Origin of the sequence: Candidatus Accumulibacter meliphilus, assembly GCF_036625345.1 — a bacterium.
In the GTDB taxonomy this organism is placed as follows: Bacteria; Pseudomonadota; Gammaproteobacteria; order Burkholderiales; family Rhodocyclaceae; genus Accumulibacter; species Accumulibacter meliphilus.
In genome coordinates this window covers 320,802-337,113 of the sequence record NZ_JAZKTZ010000001.1, presented here as the reverse complement: position 1 = coordinate 337,113, position 16,312 = coordinate 320,802, and the positions used below count along the sequence as shown (strand labels likewise).

Annotated in this window: 13 protein-coding genes; 7 read left to right on the top strand and 6 right to left on the bottom strand. The window is 62.9% G+C overall.

The annotated features are described in order from the left end of the window. Nucleotides 1-45: 45 nt before the first annotated feature. A complete protein-coding gene (rng, locus tag V5B40_RS01585) occupies nucleotides 46-1,500 on the bottom strand; it encodes a ribonuclease G (protein ID WP_332352814.1) in 1,455 nt (484 codons plus the stop codon). Nucleotides 1,501-1,678: 178 nt separating this feature from the next. Between rng and yegQ the strand changes: the two genes are divergently transcribed. Together yegQ and V5B40_RS01575 are read left to right on the top strand one after the other, a co-directional pair. Next, complete coding sequence (yegQ, locus tag V5B40_RS01580) at nucleotides 1,679-2,917, top strand: tRNA 5-hydroxyuridine modification protein YegQ (protein ID WP_434735819.1); 1,239 nt, start codon at nucleotides 1,679-1,681, stop codon at nucleotides 2,915-2,917. 14 nt (nucleotides 2,918-2,931) lie between these two features. After that, nucleotides 2,932-4,032 carry a hypothetical protein gene (locus V5B40_RS01575; protein ID WP_332352813.1) on the top strand — a complete coding sequence of 367 codons (1,101 nt, stop codon included), beginning with the start codon at nucleotides 2,932-2,934 and terminating at the stop codon, nucleotides 4,030-4,032. Nucleotides 4,033-4,153: 121 nt separating this feature from the next. Here V5B40_RS01575 and V5B40_RS01570 read toward each other — a convergent pair whose 3' ends face one another. The 4 genes from V5B40_RS01570 to ydiK form a co-directional block, all read right to left on the bottom strand. Further along, nucleotides 4,154-4,417 (bottom strand): PEP-CTERM sorting domain-containing protein, encoded by a 264-nt coding sequence (locus V5B40_RS01570; protein WP_332352812.1) that lies wholly within the window; start codon nucleotides 4,415-4,417, stop codon nucleotides 4,154-4,156. Beyond that, the gene (locus V5B40_RS01565) at nucleotides 4,392-5,060 is read right to left on the bottom strand and encodes an XDD3 family exosortase-dependent surface protein (protein ID WP_332352811.1); all 669 of its coding nucleotides are present in this window, start codon (nucleotides 5,058-5,060) and stop codon (nucleotides 4,392-4,394) included. Before V5B40_RS01565 ends, V5B40_RS01570 begins: the two co-directional genes overlap by 26 nt. A 440-nt stretch (nucleotides 5,061-5,500) precedes the next feature. After that, a complete protein-coding gene (locus V5B40_RS01560) occupies nucleotides 5,501-6,106 on the bottom strand; it encodes a riboflavin synthase (protein WP_332352810.1) in 606 nt (201 codons plus the stop codon). A 137-nt stretch (nucleotides 6,107-6,243) separates the two neighbouring features. Further along, nucleotides 6,244-7,368: an AI-2E family transporter YdiK gene (ydiK, locus tag V5B40_RS01555; RefSeq protein WP_332352809.1), complete on the bottom strand. Its 1,125-nt coding sequence runs from the start codon at nucleotides 7,366-7,368 to the stop codon at nucleotides 6,244-6,246. Between the two features lie 249 nt (nucleotides 7,369-7,617). On the opposite strand from ydiK, the gene V5B40_RS01550 reads away from it, so the two are divergent. From V5B40_RS01550 to V5B40_RS01530, 5 genes are all read left to right on the top strand, one after another. Then, nucleotides 7,618-8,325 carry a TetR/AcrR family transcriptional regulator gene (locus V5B40_RS01550; RefSeq protein ID WP_332352808.1) on the top strand — a complete coding sequence of 236 codons (708 nt, stop codon included), beginning with the start codon at nucleotides 7,618-7,620 and terminating at the stop codon, nucleotides 8,323-8,325. After that, nucleotides 8,322-9,437 (top strand): efflux RND transporter periplasmic adaptor subunit, encoded by a 1,116-nt coding sequence (locus V5B40_RS01545; protein ID WP_332352807.1) that lies wholly within the window; start codon nucleotides 8,322-8,324, stop codon nucleotides 9,435-9,437. The genes V5B40_RS01550 and V5B40_RS01545 overlap by 4 nt, the downstream gene beginning before the upstream one ends. Beyond that, the gene (locus V5B40_RS01540; protein WP_332352806.1) at nucleotides 9,434-12,550 is read left to right on the top strand and encodes an efflux RND transporter permease subunit; all 3,117 of its coding nucleotides are present in this window, start codon (nucleotides 9,434-9,436) and stop codon (nucleotides 12,548-12,550) included. Before V5B40_RS01545 ends, V5B40_RS01540 begins: the two co-directional genes overlap by 4 nt. 300 nt (nucleotides 12,551-12,850) lie before the next feature. Further along, the gene (locus tag V5B40_RS01535) at nucleotides 12,851-13,438 is read left to right on the top strand and encodes a TRAP transporter small permease subunit (RefSeq protein ID WP_332352805.1); all 588 of its coding nucleotides are present in this window, start codon (nucleotides 12,851-12,853) and stop codon (nucleotides 13,436-13,438) included. Next, entirely contained in the window at nucleotides 13,438-14,949 is a 1,512-nt protein-coding gene (locus V5B40_RS01530) for a TRAP transporter large permease (protein WP_332352804.1), read from the top strand. Before V5B40_RS01535 ends, V5B40_RS01530 begins: the two co-directional genes overlap by 1 nt. A 161-nt stretch (nucleotides 14,950-15,110) precedes the next feature. On the opposite strand, the gene V5B40_RS01525 is transcribed toward V5B40_RS01530, so the two are convergent. Then, nucleotides 15,111-16,190: a TRAP transporter substrate-binding protein gene (locus tag V5B40_RS01525; RefSeq protein WP_332352803.1), complete on the bottom strand. Its 1,080-nt coding sequence runs from the start codon at nucleotides 16,188-16,190 to the stop codon at nucleotides 15,111-15,113. Between the last annotated feature and the right edge of the window lie 122 nt (nucleotides 16,191-16,312).

The following is a 16,312-nucleotide window of genomic DNA, read 5'->3' as shown; positions in this document are numbered from 1 at the left end:
GATAGTCGCCGCCTGCGAGCAGCGACGGCCCGCTGCCCAGGCAGCTTACATCAGTACGATGTCGTACTGCTCTTGTGTATAGCTGGGCTCGGCCTGCAGCGAAATCGGCTTGCCGATGAAATCGGAGAGCATCGCCAGGCCGTGCGACTCTTCGTCGAGGAAGCGGTCGATGACCGCCTGGTTGCCAAGCACGCGGTATTCGCGCGCGTCGAACTGGCGCGCTTCGCGCAGCAGTTCGCGGAGAATCTCGTAGCACACGGTGCGCGCGGTTCTGACTTCGCCGCGGCCATCACAGGTCGGGCAGGTTTCACACAGCACGTGCGCGAGCGATTCACGCGTCCGCTTGCGCGTCATCTCGACCAGGCCCAGCGCCGTAAAACCGTTTACGGTCAGGCGCGTATGGTCGCGCGCCAGCGCCTTGTTGAACTCGCTGAGCACTGCCGAGCGATGCTCTTCGTTCTCCATGTCGATGAAGTCGACGATGATGATGCCGCCGAGGTTGCGCAAACGTAGCTGACGGGCAATGGTCTGCGCGGCTTCGAGATTGGTCTTGAAAATGGTGTCGTCGAAGTTGCGCACGCCGACGAAGCCGCCGGTATTGACGTCGATGGTAGTCATCGCCTCGGTCTGGTCGATGATCAGATAGCCGCCCGACTTGAGATCGACCCGGCGGGCCAGTGCCTTCTGGATCTGGTCCTCGACGCCGTGTCGGTCGAACAGCGGTCGCTGCCCGGTGTAATGCTCGAGCAGGGGCGCCACAGTCGGCGTGTACTCGGCGGCAAAGCTGTTCAGCCGCGAGAAGTTCTCGCGCGAATCGATGACGATGCCGGAAGTTTCGGGATTGACGAAGTCGCGCAGCACCCGCTGCGCCAGCGACAGTTCCTGATAGAGCAGCGCGGGCGGTGCGGCGGTGGTCGACTGGGCCTGGATATCGCGCCAGATCTTGCGCAGGTACTCGATGTCCTTGGCCAGTTCGGCTTCGCTGGCGCTCTCGGCCATGGTGCGCACGATGAAGCCGCCCGGTTCGTCCTCGGGCACCAGGCGTGCGAGCTTTTCGCGCAAGGCTTCACGTTCGGCCTCTTTCTCGATGCGCTGAGAAATTCCGATGTGCTTCTCCTGTGGCAGATAGACCAGCATCCGCCCGGCGATCGATACCTGCGTGGACAAGCGCGCCCCTTTGCTGCCCATGGGGTCCTTGATGACCTGCACGAGGATGCTCTGGCCTTCGAAGAGCAGTCGCTCGATCGGCCGCAGCGGTTCGTCATTCTGCCGCGGCTCGCGGATATCGGCGACGTGCAGGAACGCGGTACGGTCAAGGCCAATCTCGATGAACGCCGACTGCATCCCCGGCAGGATGCGCACGATGCGTCCGACATAGACGTTGCCGACGAAGCCACGACTGGCGCAGCGTTCGATGTGCAGTTCCTGCACGGCGCCCTGATACATGACGGCAACGCGTGTTTCCTGCGGGGTGAAATTGATCAGGATCTCTTCAGACATGGGCTGGTGCTCTGGAAAATGGGGGGAGAAATACGGTTAGAATCGCGATTCGCCCGCATTCTACTCTTAGTACCCTGTCACGCCCCCTCCCCGGATTCCTGCCATCGCTGCCTCGATCTCTGCTTCGCCCTCCACCGCGAACGGTCCCGAATTGCTCGCTCCTGCCGGTTCGCCGACGATGCTGCGCACGGCCTTCGCCTACGGCGCCGATGCCGTCTATGCCGGCCAGCCGCGCTACAGCCTGCGCGTGCGCAACAATGCCTTCGGCGATCTCGACACGCTGGCCACTGCAATTGGCGAAGCACACGCCGCCGGCAAGAAACTGTACGTGGTCAGCAACGTCCTGCCGCACAACCGGAAGGTGCGTACCTACCTGGCCGACATGGCGCCGGTCGTGGCGCTCAAACCAGACGCGCTGATCATGGCCGACCCGGGGCTGATCGACATGGTTCGCGAAACCTGGCCGGAAATGCGGGTGCATCTCTCGGTGCAGGCCAATACGGTCAACTTCGCGGCGGTACGCTTCTGGCGCAAACTGGGGATCAGCCGCGTCATCCTGTCGCGCGAGCTGTCGCTCGACGAAGTCGCCGAGATTCGCCAGGAATGCCCGGAGATGGAACTCGAGGTCTTCGTGCATGGCGCCCTGTGCATCGCCTACTCGGGCCGCTGCCTGCTTTCCGGTTACTTCAACCATCGCGACCCCAACCAGGGTAGCTGCACCAATTCGTGTCGCTGGGATTACAAAGTCAAGCCGGCGGACGCCGAGGCGCCTTCCGGCATGGGTAACACGCGCAGCAACAGCGGCGAATGGCTGCTCGAAGAGAAGGAGCGCCCCGGCGAGCTGATGCCGATCGAAGAAGATGAGCACGGCACCTACATCATGAACTCGAAGGATCTGCGCGCCGTCGAGCACGTCCGCCGCCTGATCGAGATCGGCGTCGATTCGCTGAAGATCGAGGGGCGCACCAAGTCGGCCTACTATGTCGCGCGCAGCACACAGGTCTACCGCCGCGCCATCGACGACGCCGTTGCCGGCCGCCCTTTCGACCCCAGCCTGCTCGGCGAACTCGACGGCCTCGCCAACCGCGGTTACACCGATGGCTTTTATCAGCGTCACCACGAACACGAGATGCAGAACTACCTGCGTGGCCACTCGGAGTCGGGGCGCAGCCTCTACGTTGGCGACGTCATCGACTGGAACGCGGCGCGGGCGCTGGCGCTGATCGATATCAAGAACCGCATCTCGGTCGGCGATCGGCTGGAGATCATCCACCCCTCGGGCAATCGTGTCATCACCGTGGAGCGCATGGAAAATCTCGAAGGTGCCGAAATCGGCGTCGCTCCGGGTAACGGTCACAAGGTGTGGATTGCTCTGCCAACGGAATTACCCGGCGCAATGCTGGCGCGCTTCGTCTGATCCTTCGACCAGCAATGCAGCAGCCGGCACACCTTTTTGTCGACATCTCGGCGCACGGATTCGGCCATCTGGCGCAGGCGGCGCCGGTGCTCAACGCGCTCAGCAAGCGCTTGCCGGAACTGCGCCTGACCATCCGCAGCGGCCTGCCCACCGACAAGCTGCAGGCACGCGTCACGGCCGGCTTCACCCACCTGCAAGAGCGCAGCGACTTCGGCTACGTGATGCACGATGCCGTCAGCCTCGACCTCGAGGCGACGGCGCTCGCCTATCGCCGTCAGCATGCCGACTGGGACGGCCTGGTCGATCGTGACGCCCGCCTCTTCCGCGAGCTGCAGCCCAATCTGGTGTTCAGCGATGTTGCCTACCTGCCGCTGGCCGGTGCCGCGCGCGCCGGCATCCCGTCGGTGTCGATGTGCTCGCTGAACTGGGCCGAGCTTTTTGCCCATTTCTTCGCCAGCGAGGACTGGGCAGCGGCAATTCATCGCCAGATGCTGGACGCGTATGCAGGTACCGAGTGCTTCCTGCGCGCGACGCCGGGAATGGCCATGGCCGACCTGCCACGGCTACGCCCCATCGGCCCGCTGGCCGCGCTCGGCAACGACTGTCGGCAGCTCCTGCGCGAACGGCTGGGCAGCGGCAAGGACGAGCGCCTGGTCCTGATCGCTTTTGGCGGCTTCGACAAGCAGTTGCCCATTGCTGCCTGGCCAGCGATCCCCGGCGTACGCTGCCTGATTCCACAGGCCTGGCAGCTCACACATCCGAGCGTCAGCGCCTTCGAGCCTCTCGGGCTATCGATCGCCGATGTCTTGCGTTCGGTAGACGCGGTGCTTACCAAACCCGGCTACGGCACTTTCGCCGAAGCCGCCTGCAACGGCACGCCGCTGCTCTACCTGCGCCGTGAAGACTGGCCAGAGCAGGATTTCCTGATCGACTGGCTGCAAACGCACGGCCGCTGCGGGGAAATCAGCGCTGGCGAGCTGCTTGCCGGTCGGCTGCTGCCCTCACTCGAGGCCTTGTGGCGCCAGGCCGCGCCACCGATTCCGACGCCCTCGGGCGCGGAAGATGCGGCGGCAGTGCTGCTGCCATGGCTAGGGATGAGCACTCGGCAGGCCTAGCTGGCAGCCGCGCCGACACCGATGCCGACACAAAGTGCGGCGGGATGGTCGGCATTCATGTGGGCGAATCGGCACACACCTCGGCCCCCGCCCTGTGGCATGCGCCGGCCAGGCGCCAAATCTAGCGACGGCGGCGAAGTGTAAGGCCAGCGAGCGCCAGGCCGAAGAGCGCGAGCGTCCCCGGTTCGGGTACCGTGCCGTACAAGGCGATACCATCGTTGATGCATTCCTCGAAGAAATGCGCCGTGAATTTCCCGCCAGGCAGTGCAGCGAGGTCGAAAGAGAAGCCGAAGATTTGCGAGCCGACGGCAGCGGCACCGAAGTGGGCAAAATCAAGACCCAGGCCGTCTAGTGCGCTTTTATCGAGCAAGCTGATAGACGACATCAGCTCGCCGGTTTTGCATGTTGGCATACATCACTTTATTACCGAAGTAGTTGCTCACATCGGTGGTGGAGCTCAGGTCACCCATGCGGCCCGTGGGCCGCCCGTAGCCGGCGTCGTAGTAAGCCTGCAAGCTTGTGTAGCCTTGGTTCTCCGTGGTGAGATTGACGACGCTCAGGTTTTTGAACACGCCAAGGGTCGAATTGTCGCCGCTGTTGCCCAGCGAATCGTTGGCGCTGGCGAAGCGAATTCCGAACACTCCGGAGTCGGTGAACTCGGCTTGCGTGTCGAGATTGTGCGCCGAGAAGTTGAGATAGAGATCGCCCGGAGCAATGCTGCCATTGGTTGCGCCGCTGTTGGTCACCCCCGCCAGCGGCATCCCGCCACTGATCGCGAAGTAGCCGGTCGAGCCAAGCTGACGGAAGGCGAGGCCAAGCTCTTCGTAAGACGCCCCACCGGAGCCGTCATTAAAGGAGTCGATGGCGTAGTTCCAGCCGTTGTAGACGGTGCCTGCGCTGACGTCCGAAGCATTAACCGCCAGGGCGGCGAAGCCCGCCACCAACAAGGTGGGAGCGAGACAGCGGCGGATGCGGGCAGCTACGGTCGACCTCGAGGACGCCTCAGGCTTGCGAGAAGAGATATTCATGGTACGATTCCGTTTCGAAGTAACTGAATGATGGTTTTTCAGACCGCGCTGCAGGGGGCACCAGTCACGCGAAGCAATGACCACTAATCATTGCCGTGCCAACCGAGGACGCGACGCACATCCGCTTTTGAAGCCCGGCAAGGCTTTTGGGAGCGGGGAAGGCGAATCCACATGACAGGCTCGACTTCGGAATCAAGTATCTCTCGTCGAGCCGGCAGGTGGTTATGAACTAAGTCACGGGGTCCGTGATCTTCAGCGCACTGGCATGCATTGCAGTAGCGGAGGGATTACCGGACCCCGTACCGCGTTCACACGCAAGCATTCCTGCCGGGAAGAATCCTGCAGACCGCGAGCGCCGCTGTCGACGCGACAGCTTCCGCAGGTGATCAATCGTGAGCGCTTGTTACGGGCGACGCGAACCAACGCGAATCAGGCCGCCCTCACTGCTCCTCATCGGCGCTCAGCAGGCGTTCACAGTAGCGCGCGATCAGGTCGATTTCGAGATTTACCCGGCTACCCGGCTGCAAGCGACCCAAGCTGGTCGCTTCGAGAGTGTGCGGGATCAGGTTGATGGTGAAGGTGGCGCGGTCCACCGCGTTGGTCGTCAGGCTGACGCCATCAACAGTGATTGACCCCTTGCGGGCGATATACCTGGCAAGCGCTTGCGGGGCGCCGATTTCGAGCAGGCGGTTGTCGCCCACCGCGTCGAAACGCAAGACCTCGCCGATGCCGTCGACGTGCCCGGAGACCAGATGCCCTCCGAGGCGATCGGCCAGCCGCAGCGCTTTCTCGAGGTTGACCGGGCCAGGCCCGGCAAGGCCAACGGTACAGGCCAGCGATTCCGGGGAAACATCGACGCAGAAGCACGGACCCAGCCGGTCGACCACTGTCAGGCAGACGCCGTTGCAGGCAATCGAATCGCCGAGCGCGACGTCATCGAGGTCGAGCTTGCCGGCGTCGATGGTCAAGCGAACGGTTGCAGCGCCATCGTCACGAGGCGTAACGGCGGTGATTTGGCCAACGGCGGCGATGATTCCAGAGAACATGGCGAAGCCCGAGTGGATTGGTGATTGCCAGATGGTTGCTGGGCGGAATGACGCGGGATTCTAGCATGCCGCCCCTTGCCGCCGGCCTCTGCCCCGTTCCTGCCTTCGCCGACCGGGAAGGGCAGCAAACGCAGCGATCAGCGGCCAGGCGCTTGGCCCTTCTTCTCGGCGACGGGAGATTCGGCAGTAGCCGCCGACGCCGCCTCTGCCAGAACCGGATCATCGCGCAACCAGGCTTCGAGCAGAGTGTAACTGACCGCCAGGACCACCGGGCCGACGAAGATGCCGACCAGACCGAAGGCCAGCAGGCCGCCAATGACGCCGGCGAGAATCAGCAGCAAGGGCAGGTCGGCACCCTGCTTGATGAGCAGCGGACGCAGGAAATTGTCCATGGTCCCGACGATCACCGTCCACACCAGAAGGAAAGTGCCCCAGCCGGTATCGCCACTCCAGTACAACCAGACGACGGCCGGTGCCAACACCAGCGTCGGCCCAAGTTGCGCGATGCAGAGCATGAACATCAGGGCGGTCAGCACGGTGGCAAAAGGTACGCCGGCGATGGCCAGGCCAATGCCACCGAGTACCGACTGTACAAACGCCGTAATGCCAACGCCAAGGGCGACCGCGCGAACGGCTTGCCCAGCCAGCAGCACGGCGCCTTCACCGCGCTCACCGGCCAGGCGACGACCGAAACGCAGCATTTCGTCAGCGGCCTGTTCGCCGCCTGAATAGAGAACCGCGGACAGGGCGACGGTCAACAGAAACTGTACGAAAACCAGCCCGAAGCTGCCGACTTCTCTGGCGAACCACTTGGTCAGATCGCCCGCATAGGGGGCGACCTTGGCCGTCAGTTCCTGGGTTCCGGCGACCGCGAGCTGCATCCAGGCCTGGTCAAGCTTGTGGCCAACAAGCGGCAGGTTGGGAACCCAGTGAGGGGGTGGCGGCACTTCGAAGCTAGCGACAAACCTTCCCCAGCTGACGATCTGTTGGGCGTTCTCGACGAGGGTCGCGATCGCCAACGACAAGGGAACGACGAGAACCAGGAGTACCAGCAGAGTCATGACCATCACCGCCGGAGCACGCCGGTTGCCGAACTGTCGTTGCACGCGCAGCATCACCGGCCAGGTGGCGACGACGACCATCGTCGCCCAGATCAGCGCCGGCAGAAACGGCCTCAGGATCCAGCCCGAAGCGGCAATCAGCAAGCCGATGAAAAGGACGGCCAGGGTTGTTCGGGCGACTTCGGTTCTCGGGCTATTCATCATTCACTCTTCGGCATCGTGCTTTCGCTGGGCGGCTCCTGCTGCACGGGCCAGCGGGTCATGGCGCGCACGGGCAACAGGAGAGGGCAATCTGACGGGGCATGGTAGCGCAATCGACGCCCCCAGCGTGAGCGGCTGGCAGCGCGCGCAGGGAATGCGTACGGTAAATGCACACTTGACTAGCGATCTGTTTGACGCCGCCCTGGTCCGCGCGTACATTACTGACCATTAAGTCATTAATGTACGGCGATGAAACTACACGCAGCTCGTCCCCTCGCGGAAGCTTCTCCCGATTGCCGAGCACCGCGGCGTCGGCGCAAGGAGGCGCGCCCTTCCGAGCTGACCGCTGCGGCCCTGGCGCTGTTCGTCGAGAAAGGCTTCGCCGCGACGCGACTCGATGACGTGGCCGCCCGCGCCGGCGTCTCGAAAGGGACGCTTTATCTGTATTTCGAAAGCAAGGAAGCGCTGTTCAAAGCGGTGATCGAAGAAGGCATGGTCGCCGCGCTGGCGGCGGCCGCGCAGCGACTGTCGGATTTTCACGGATCGGCTACCGAACTCCTGCAGCAGTTGCTATTCGGCTGGTGGGAGCAGATCGGGCAAACGCCAATGGCCGGCGTAACCAAGCTGATTGCCTGCGAGTCGAGCAACTTCCCGGAGGTCGCCCAGTATTACCACGAGCAGGTACTGACACGCGGTCGTGCGCTGCTGCGCACGACCCTGCAGCGCGGCGTGGCCAGCGGAGAGTTTCGCCCGGTGGACATAGAAACGGCAATCGACGTAATAATGGCACCGCTATTGATGCTGGCGATCTCGCGTTTTTCCCTGGGCTTCTGTAATCGGAAGACCACCCCGGAGACCTACCTGCGGACGCATTTCGAGCTGCTGGTGAATGGCTTGCGGGACAGCAGCGGCGAGTTCGTCGAGTTCGTCGAGCCGCTGACGGGGGGCAAGCGATGACCGCGAGGGCTGCCTCTCGGCAGCGGCTCTGGCGACTGCTGCTCGTCGTGCCGCAGCTGGTACTGCTCGCCGGCTGCAGCAAGGAAGCGCCGCCGCCGGTTGCGGCACGTCCGGTATTGACACGTCTGGTCGGCGAGAGCGCGGCTGACTCGCTGCGGACCTACTCTGGAGAAGTGCGCTCGCGCTACGAAACGGCGCTGGCTTTTCGCATTCCCGGCAAGATTGCCGCGCGTCTGGTCGACACCGGCGCGGTGGTCAAGGCCGGCCAGGCGCTGGCCAGGCTCGATCCGGCCGATACCGCCTTGTCGGCGACCGCCGCCGCCGCACAACTGCAATTGGCGCGCGCCGACCTGCAGCGCTATCGCGATCTGCGCAGCAAGAGCTTCGTCAGCCAGGCGGCGCTGGACAGCAAGGAAACGGCCTTCACGGCAGCGCTGGCAAACGCCGAACTGGCGCGCAACCAGTCGACTTATACCGTTCTGCGTGCCAATCAGGCGGGCGTCGTTGGCTTGATCTCGGCCGAAGTCGGGCAAGTGGTCGCCGCCGGACAAACGGTGATGCGCCTGGCGCGTGCCGATACGCTCGAAGTCGCCATCTCGATTCCCGAGGCGCGCATGCCGGAAGCACAGGCGCTCGACCATGCCGAGGTTCGCCTATGGGCCGACGACGAGGCCATTTACCGGGCCCGCTTGCGCGAGTTGTCGCCGGTGGCCGACCCGGTGACACGCACCTACGCCGCACGCGTGGCGATGATCGATGCGGACGCCAGGGTGCTGCTGGGAATGACCGCCAAGGTGCGCTTTCTCAGCCCGCAGCGAGATGCTCGCCTGAGCGTGCCGCTGACGGCGGTCTTCCAGCAGGACGGCCAGCCCGCGCTATGGGTGGTGCAGGCCGATCAGAGCGTCGCCTTGCGCCCGGTGGTGGTGGCCAGCTATGGCGAAGACACGGCGCTACTGAATGGCGGCGTGCAGGCCGGTGAAAGAATCGTCGTTGCCGGGGTTCACAAGCTGACCGCCGGCGAGCGCGTCAGCGTCGTCGAGCAGCCGGAGCCGGTGGCGGCTCCTGCCTCGACGAGCAAGCCGCAGAGCCCGGCCGCGCCTACCGAGCGATGAACGCTCCCAACCTCTCCGAATGGGCGCTACGCCACCGTTCATTGACCGCTTACCTGATCGTTGTGCTGATGCTCAGCGGCGGCTTTGCCTATTTCAAACTCGGCCGCGCCGAAGACCCGGACTACACTTTCAAGGTCATGGTGGTGCGCACGCTGTGGCCGGGTGCCACGGCCCACGAGGTCGAGCTGCAGGTCAGCGAGCGCATCGAGAAGCGCTTGCAGGAAGTGCCGTGGGTCGACGTGGTGCGCTCGCAGACGCGCCCGGGAGAGTCGCTGGTCTTCGTCGTGCTCAAGGATTACACGCCGAAGAAAGAGGTCCCCGAAACCTGGTACCAGGTACGCAAGAAGATTGGCGACATGCGGCACACGCTGCCGCAAGGCGTCCTCGGCCCTTTCCTGAACGACGAATTCGGTGACACCTTCATCACCATCTACGCGCTCACCGGCGACGGCTTCGACCTCGCCGCGCTGCGCCAGCAGGCCGACGACATCGCGCGCGAACTGCGGCAACTGCCCGACGTCAAGAAGATCGAGCTGATCGGCGTTCAGGACGAAAAGATCTACATCGAAGTGTCGCACGCCAAACTGGCCACCCTCGGCCTCGATCCTCTGCTCATCGTCGACGCGCTGCGGCAACAGAATGCGATGACCCCGGCCGGCTTCTACGAGACGCCATCCGACCGCGTGCGCATACGCGTCTCCGGCGATTTCGCGTCGGTCGACAGCATTCGCGAAATCGGCATCCAGGCCGGCGGCCGACTGTTCCGGCTCGGCGACATTGCCACCGTCAAACGCGGCTTCGCCGAACCACCGACGCCGCGCATGCGCGTTCAGGGAGAGGACGCAATCGGCATCGCCATCGCCATGAACAAGGGCGGTGACGTGATCGAGCTCGGCGACCGCCTGCGCGAGGCCACGGCCCGCCTGCAGCAGGACTTGCCACTGGGCATCGACATGCACGTCGTCGCCGACCAACCGCAGATCGTACGCGCGTCGATGAACCTGTTCATGTCCTCGCTGGCCGAGGCGGTGCTGATCGTTCTGGCCGTGTCCTTCATCAGTCTCGGCATGCGCACCGGCGCCGTCGTTGCGCTGTCGATCCCGCTGGTCCTGGCGATGACTTTTCTGCTCATGGCCGTCTTCGGCATTGACCTGCAGCGGATTTCTCTCGGCGCCCTGGTCATTGCGCTGGGCTTGCTGGTCGACGACGCAATCATTACCGTCGAGATGATGGTCGTCAAAATGGAGCAGGGCTGGGATCGCTTCCGAGCGGCGACCTTCGCCTACACCTCGACCGCATTCCCGATGCTCACCGGCACGCTGATCACGGCCATCGGCTTCATGCCGGTCGGTTTCGCAAAATCCAGCGCCGGCGAATACACCTTCTCGATTTTTGCAGTGCTCAGCATCGCGCTGCTGGTGTCGTGGCTGGTAGCGGTCTTGTTTACCCCCTACCTGGGCTTCCTGGTGCTTGACGCGGAGAAGTTGCACCGGGGGGCGCAAGCGCATGGCGACAATGCTTACGGCAGCCCATTTTACCGGCGCGTCCGGGCGACGATCGAGTGGTCGCTAGAGCACCGCTGGCTGGTGATCATCACCACCGCGATGGCCTTTGCCGCGTCGCTGGCGGTACTCGCGTTCGGCGTACAGAAGCAGTTCTTCCCGGCCTCGAGTCGGCCAGAGTTGCTGATCGACCTGTGGCTGCCGAACGGCGCCTCGCTGAAAGCCACCGAGGCGCAGGCCAAAAAAGTCGAAGAACTGCTCGCCGAGCCCGAAATGACAAAGTCGATCAAGTACTTTGCCAGCTATCTCGGCAACGGCAGCCCGCGCTTCTACCTGCCGCTCGATCAGCAACTGTTCAACGACAACTTCGCGCAGTTCGTCGTCACCAGCCGCGATATCGCTGCGCGTGAAGACCTAAAGCAGCGCCTGGAGCGCCGTTTTGCCGACCCATCGGCCGAGTGGAGCGGCCTGCGTGCACGCGTCCAGCGCCTGGAAAATGGCCCGCCGATCGGTTTCCCGGTGCAGTTTCGCGTTTCCGGCAAGGACCTTGGCGAGCTGCGCCGCGCTGCCGAGGAAGTCGCCACGGTGATGCGCAACAGTCCCCACCTGCAGGAAGTCAGCTTCGACTGGAACGAGATGGACAAGGTCGTCCGCGTAGACGTCGATCAGGACCGCGCCCGTGCGCTCGGCATCAGCTCGCGGGAACTCGCCGCCTTCCTCAACTCGATGCTGAACGGCATCAGCATCACCCAGATGCGCGAGGACGACCAGTTGATCGACGTCGTCGCACGCGCCGCCGGCGACGAACGCGCACGCATCTCGGCGCTGGCCGACATCAACATCCCTACCGCCAGCGGCCGTTATGTGCCGCTCGCGCAACTGGCAACGATCCGCTACGAACTCGAGCACGGCTTGATTGCGCGGCGCAATCGCTTGCCGACGGTTACCGTTCGCGCCGATATCCGCGACGACATCCAGGCGCCGGTCGCCACCGCCCGGATCGATCCGCAGCTCGATGCGCTGCGCGCCCGCCTACCTGCAGGCTTTCGCATCGAAGCCGGCGGCGCCACCGAGGCCTCGGCCAAGGGCGAGAACTCGATCAAGGCAGTGATGCCGCTGATGCTCCTTGGCGTGATCACGCTGCTGATGATCCAGCTGCAGAGCATCGGCCGCACGCTGCTGGTACTGGTGACGGCACCGCTCGGTTTGATTGGCGTCGCCCTGGCGCTGCTCATCTTCAACGTGCCTTTCGGCTTCGTCGCCAATCTTGGCGTCATCGCCCTGTCGGGAATGATCATGCGCAATGCGGTGATCCTGGTCGACCAGATCGAGCAGGACGGGAAAGCCGGCACCCCGGCATGGGAGGCGGTTGTCGGCTCGACCGTACGCCGCTTCCGGCCGATCATGTTGACCGCTGCCGCAGCAATCCTGGCCATGATTCCCCTGACCCGCAGCGTCTTCTGGGGTCCGATGGCGGTGGCCATCATGGGCGGCCTGATCATCGCCACCCTGCTCACCGTGCTCTTTCTGCCAGCCCTCTACGCTGCCTGCTACCGGATCAAGCCGGGCGACGGCAAGGTGCCGGATCTCGGCCAGCCAGAAAGCAGCTGAACGACGGCAGCAAAGCTCGCTCGGCGCCAGCGCAACGCCTCTTGGGCCGGCGCATGGCTTTCGCCTAAACACCTGATCGGCAATACCTTTTTACCACCTTCCGAGCATGGTTTTCATGTTTCACGAGCGCGCTCGCATAAAGGAAAGATGTGCCATAATCGGCCGGCTATCGTGCCACCGTGCTTGCGGCACATGGTTTTGTGGCGCCGCAGCCGAGCCAAACCGCCCGATGAAGAGGCGACCGGCATGTGATCGGCTCCGGGAGGACCGCGTTTCCAGCTGTCAAAGGAGGATTTCCCCGTGAATGGTTTACTCAAGCTTTCAAGCCTGATTGATGGCCTCACCGAACGCGTCGGCAAGAGCATCATCTGGCTGGTGCTGATCGTCACCCTGATCGGTGCCGGTAACGCGGTCATGCGCTACACCATCGACTACAGCTCGAACGCCTTTCTCGAGATTCAGTGGTATCTGTTCTCGGCGATTTTCCTGTTTGGCGCCGGTTACACGCTGATGCGCAACGAGCATGTGCGTATCGATCTTGTCGCTGGTCGCTTCTCCCGGCGGGGCCAGGCGATGATCGACATCTTCGGCATCATTTTCTTCCTGATGCCGATGGCTATCGCCATCATGTACATGTCGTGGCCGATCTTTGTCCTCGCCTACGAAACCAACGAGCAATCGAGCAACGCCGGCGGCCTCACCGTCTGGCCGGTTCGCCTGATGGTCCCTATCGGCTTTTTCCTGCTGGTGATTCAGGGCTTTTCGGAACTGATCAAGCGCATTGGCTTCGTGCAGGGTCTGTGTCCGGATCCCGGCGCCAAGTCGCACACGCCGACCGCCGAAGAAGAACTCGCGCTGGCCATCAAGGCGAAACAGGGAGAACTCTGATGACCGAATTCCTGATCAACAACATGGCGCCGATCATCTTTGCTGCGATGGTCCTCTTCCTGCTAGTCGGCTTCCCGGTCGCCTTCGCGCTCGCGGCCAACGGCATCTTCTTCGGCCTGATCGGCATCGAACTCGGCCTGCTCGGCCCACAACTTTTCCAGGCCCTGCCGGACCGTATTTTCGGCATCATGAACAACGACACGCTGCTGGCCATTCCCTTCTTTACCTTCATGGGTCTGATTCTCGAACGATCAGGAATGGCCGAAGACCTGCTCGACACCATCGGGCAGTTGTTCGGCCCAATGCGTGGCGGCCTGGCGCTGGCCGTCATCTTCGTCGGAGCGCTGCTCGCCGCGACCACCGGTGTCGTCGCCGCGTCGGTGATCTCGATGGGACTGATTTCGCTGCCGATCATGCTGCGCTACGGCTACAACACCAAGCTCGCCACCGGCGTCATCGCTGCGTCGGGAACGCTGGCCCAGATCCTGCCGCCATCGCTGGTGCTGATCATCATGGCGGACCAGCTGGGCAAGTCGGTCGGCGACATGTACAAGGGCGCCTTCCTGCCGGCCATCGTGTTGACTACCTTGTACGTCGGCTATGTCCTGCTGGTCGCTATCTTCAAGCCCAAGTGGGCACCGGCACTGCCAGCAGAAGCACGGACTCTGCATGGCAGCAAACTGCTGCTCCGCGTGCTGACCACCATGGTGCCACCGCTGATGCTGATCTTCCTGGTCCTCGGCACGATCTTCATGGGTATCGCAACGCCGACCGAAGGCGGCGCCATGGGCGCCACTGGCGCGCTGATCATGGCCCTGGCGCGCAAGCGCCTGACCCTGAGCCTGCTCAAGCAGGCCATGGATACGACGGCCAAGCTGACGACTTTCGTGGTCTTCATCCTGGTTGGCGCGCGTGTATTCTCGCTCACCTTCTACGGCGTAGACGGGCACCGCTGGGTCGAGCACCTGCTCACCGGGCTGCCGGGCGGTGAAGTCGGCTTCCTGATCGTGGTCAACGTCCTGATCTTCCTGCTCGCTTTCTTCCTCGACTTCTTCGAACTCTCGTTCATCGTCGTGCCGCTGCTCGGACCGGTTGCCGAAGCACTGGGGATCGATCTGATCTGGTTCGGAATACTGCTGGCGGTGAACATGCAGACCTCGTTCATGCATCCGCCTTTCGGCTTTGCGCTTTTCTACCTGCGCTCGGTCGCGCCGGCGTCGGTCAAGACCACCGACATCTACTGGGGTGCGATTCCCTTTGTCTGCATCCAGATCGTCATGGTCGGCATCCTGATTGCGTTCCCGCAACTGGTGACTTTCGGCCTCGACAAGGAGGTCAAGGTGGATCTCGATTCGGTCGAGATCGAGATCCCGAGTTCCTCGTACGGAGGTGGCGGCGGATACGGCTACGGTGCGCCAGCGGAAGGCGCGCCAGACGGGCAGCCGCCAAAGCCGGGTGCTGCGGCTACCGACGCCATTCTCGACATGCTCAAGGAAAACAAGGAAAAGTAGGCTGCAGGCTGCCGTCGGCGGGAAGTTCGCCGCGCGACGGCAACAGGAATGCAGGGAATGCTGACCCGAAAAGGAAACGGAGGCCATTGGCCTCCGTTTCCTTTTCTTCGTCGCGAGAACCGGCAAGCGGCCCTGTGCGGACGAAGTCTGCAGTCTGAAATCTAGCGCTTGGTGTTCATATAGCTTACGTAGGCACCTTCGGCAATCCCGAACCAGAGGTTCTGGTCGGTCTGGAACTTCGCGTAGTCGTCATAGACTTTCTTGAAGCCGGGATTGGTCTTGGACGTCTCCGCATAGAGTTCCATGGCCGCCTTGTACGCAGCATCCATGATCACTTTCGGATACTGCCGCAACTGCGTACCGGAGCCGACCAGTTGCTTCAACGCCGTCGGGTTCTTGGCGTCGTACTTGGCCATCATGTCCACGTGCGCGTCGGCACAGGCCATATGCAGAATGGCCTTGTACTCTTTCGGCAGCTCGGCGTACTTGGCGCTATTGACGTAAACCGACAGCTGCGGCCCGCCCTCCCACCACCCCGGGTAGTAGTAGTACTTGGCAACCTTGTTGAAGCCCAGCTTCTGGTCATCGTAAGGACCAATCCATTCCGCCGCGTCAATGGTGCCCTTCTCCAGCGAGGGATAGATATCCCCACCCGGAATCTGCTGCGGCACGGCGCCAAGTTTGCTCAACACCTCACCAGCAAAGCCACCGATACGGATCTTCAGGCCATTGATGTCGGCAACCGTCTTGACCTCCTTGCGGAACCAGCCGCCCATTTGCGCACCGGTGTTGCCACAGGGAATCGGAACGATATTCGACTTCCCGTAGAGCTCGCCCATCAGCGTGCTGCCGTTGCCATAACGCATCCAGGCGTCGAGCTGACGGTTGGTCATGCCGAAAGGAATCGCGCAGTCAAAGGCGTAGGTCGGATCCTTGCCGAAAAAGTAGTACGACGCGGTGTGCGCCATTTCGACGGTGTTGTCCTTGACGGCGTCGAAGACAGCCGGCCCGGGGACGATTTCGCCGCCGGCAAAAACCTGGATCTGAAACTTGCCACCAGTGGCTTCGGCGACCCGCTTGGCCATGAATTCGGCACCACCGTAAATGGTATCCAGGCTTTTCGGAAAGCTGGACGCCAGACGCCAGCGAATGGTTGGCGCATTCTGAGCAATCGCCGGCATGGCCACGCTACCGGCCGCCAGGCCGACACCAGCATTCTTCAAAAACGAACGTCTTTCCACAATCTTGTCTCCTATTTTGGTTTCTTGTACACGAATTGCCCGCCGATTATAGCGAAAGCAGTCGGCCAGAGAATACGGATTTTCCGAGCGCCGGCAGCCGCGCGGATCTGTCCAGCGTCCAG

Bases quoted from the DNA above. Each gene is read 5' to 3' on its own strand.
- rng (WP_332352814.1), bottom strand. From the start codon at position 1,500: ATGTCTGAAGAGATCCTGATCAATTTCACCCCGCAGGAAACACGCGTT.
- yegQ (WP_434735819.1), top strand. From the start codon at position 1,679: ATGCTGCGCACGGCCTTCGCCTACGGCGCCGATGCCGTCTATGCCGGC.
- V5B40_RS01575 (WP_332352813.1), top strand. From the start codon at position 2,932: ATGCAGCAGCCGGCACACCTTTTTGTCGACATCTCGGCGCACGGATTC.
- V5B40_RS01570 (WP_332352812.1), bottom strand. From the start codon at position 4,417: ATGTCGTCTATCAGCTTGCTCGATAAAAGCGCACTAGACGGCCTGGGT.
- V5B40_RS01565 (WP_332352811.1), bottom strand. From the start codon at position 5,060: ATGAATATCTCTTCTCGCAAGCCTGAGGCGTCCTCGAGGTCGACCGTA.
- V5B40_RS01560 (WP_332352810.1), bottom strand. From the start codon at position 6,106: ATGTTCTCTGGAATCATCGCCGCCGTTGGCCAAATCACCGCCGTTACG.
- ydiK (WP_332352809.1), bottom strand. From the start codon at position 7,368: ATGAATAGCCCGAGAACCGAAGTCGCCCGAACAACCCTGGCCGTCCTT.
- V5B40_RS01550 (WP_332352808.1), top strand. From the start codon at position 7,618: ATGAAACTACACGCAGCTCGTCCCCTCGCGGAAGCTTCTCCCGATTGC.
- V5B40_RS01545 (WP_332352807.1), top strand. From the start codon at position 8,322: ATGACCGCGAGGGCTGCCTCTCGGCAGCGGCTCTGGCGACTGCTGCTC.
- V5B40_RS01540 (WP_332352806.1), top strand. From the start codon at position 9,434: ATGAACGCTCCCAACCTCTCCGAATGGGCGCTACGCCACCGTTCATTG.
- V5B40_RS01530 (WP_332352804.1), top strand. From the start codon at position 13,438: ATGACCGAATTCCTGATCAACAACATGGCGCCGATCATCTTTGCTGCG.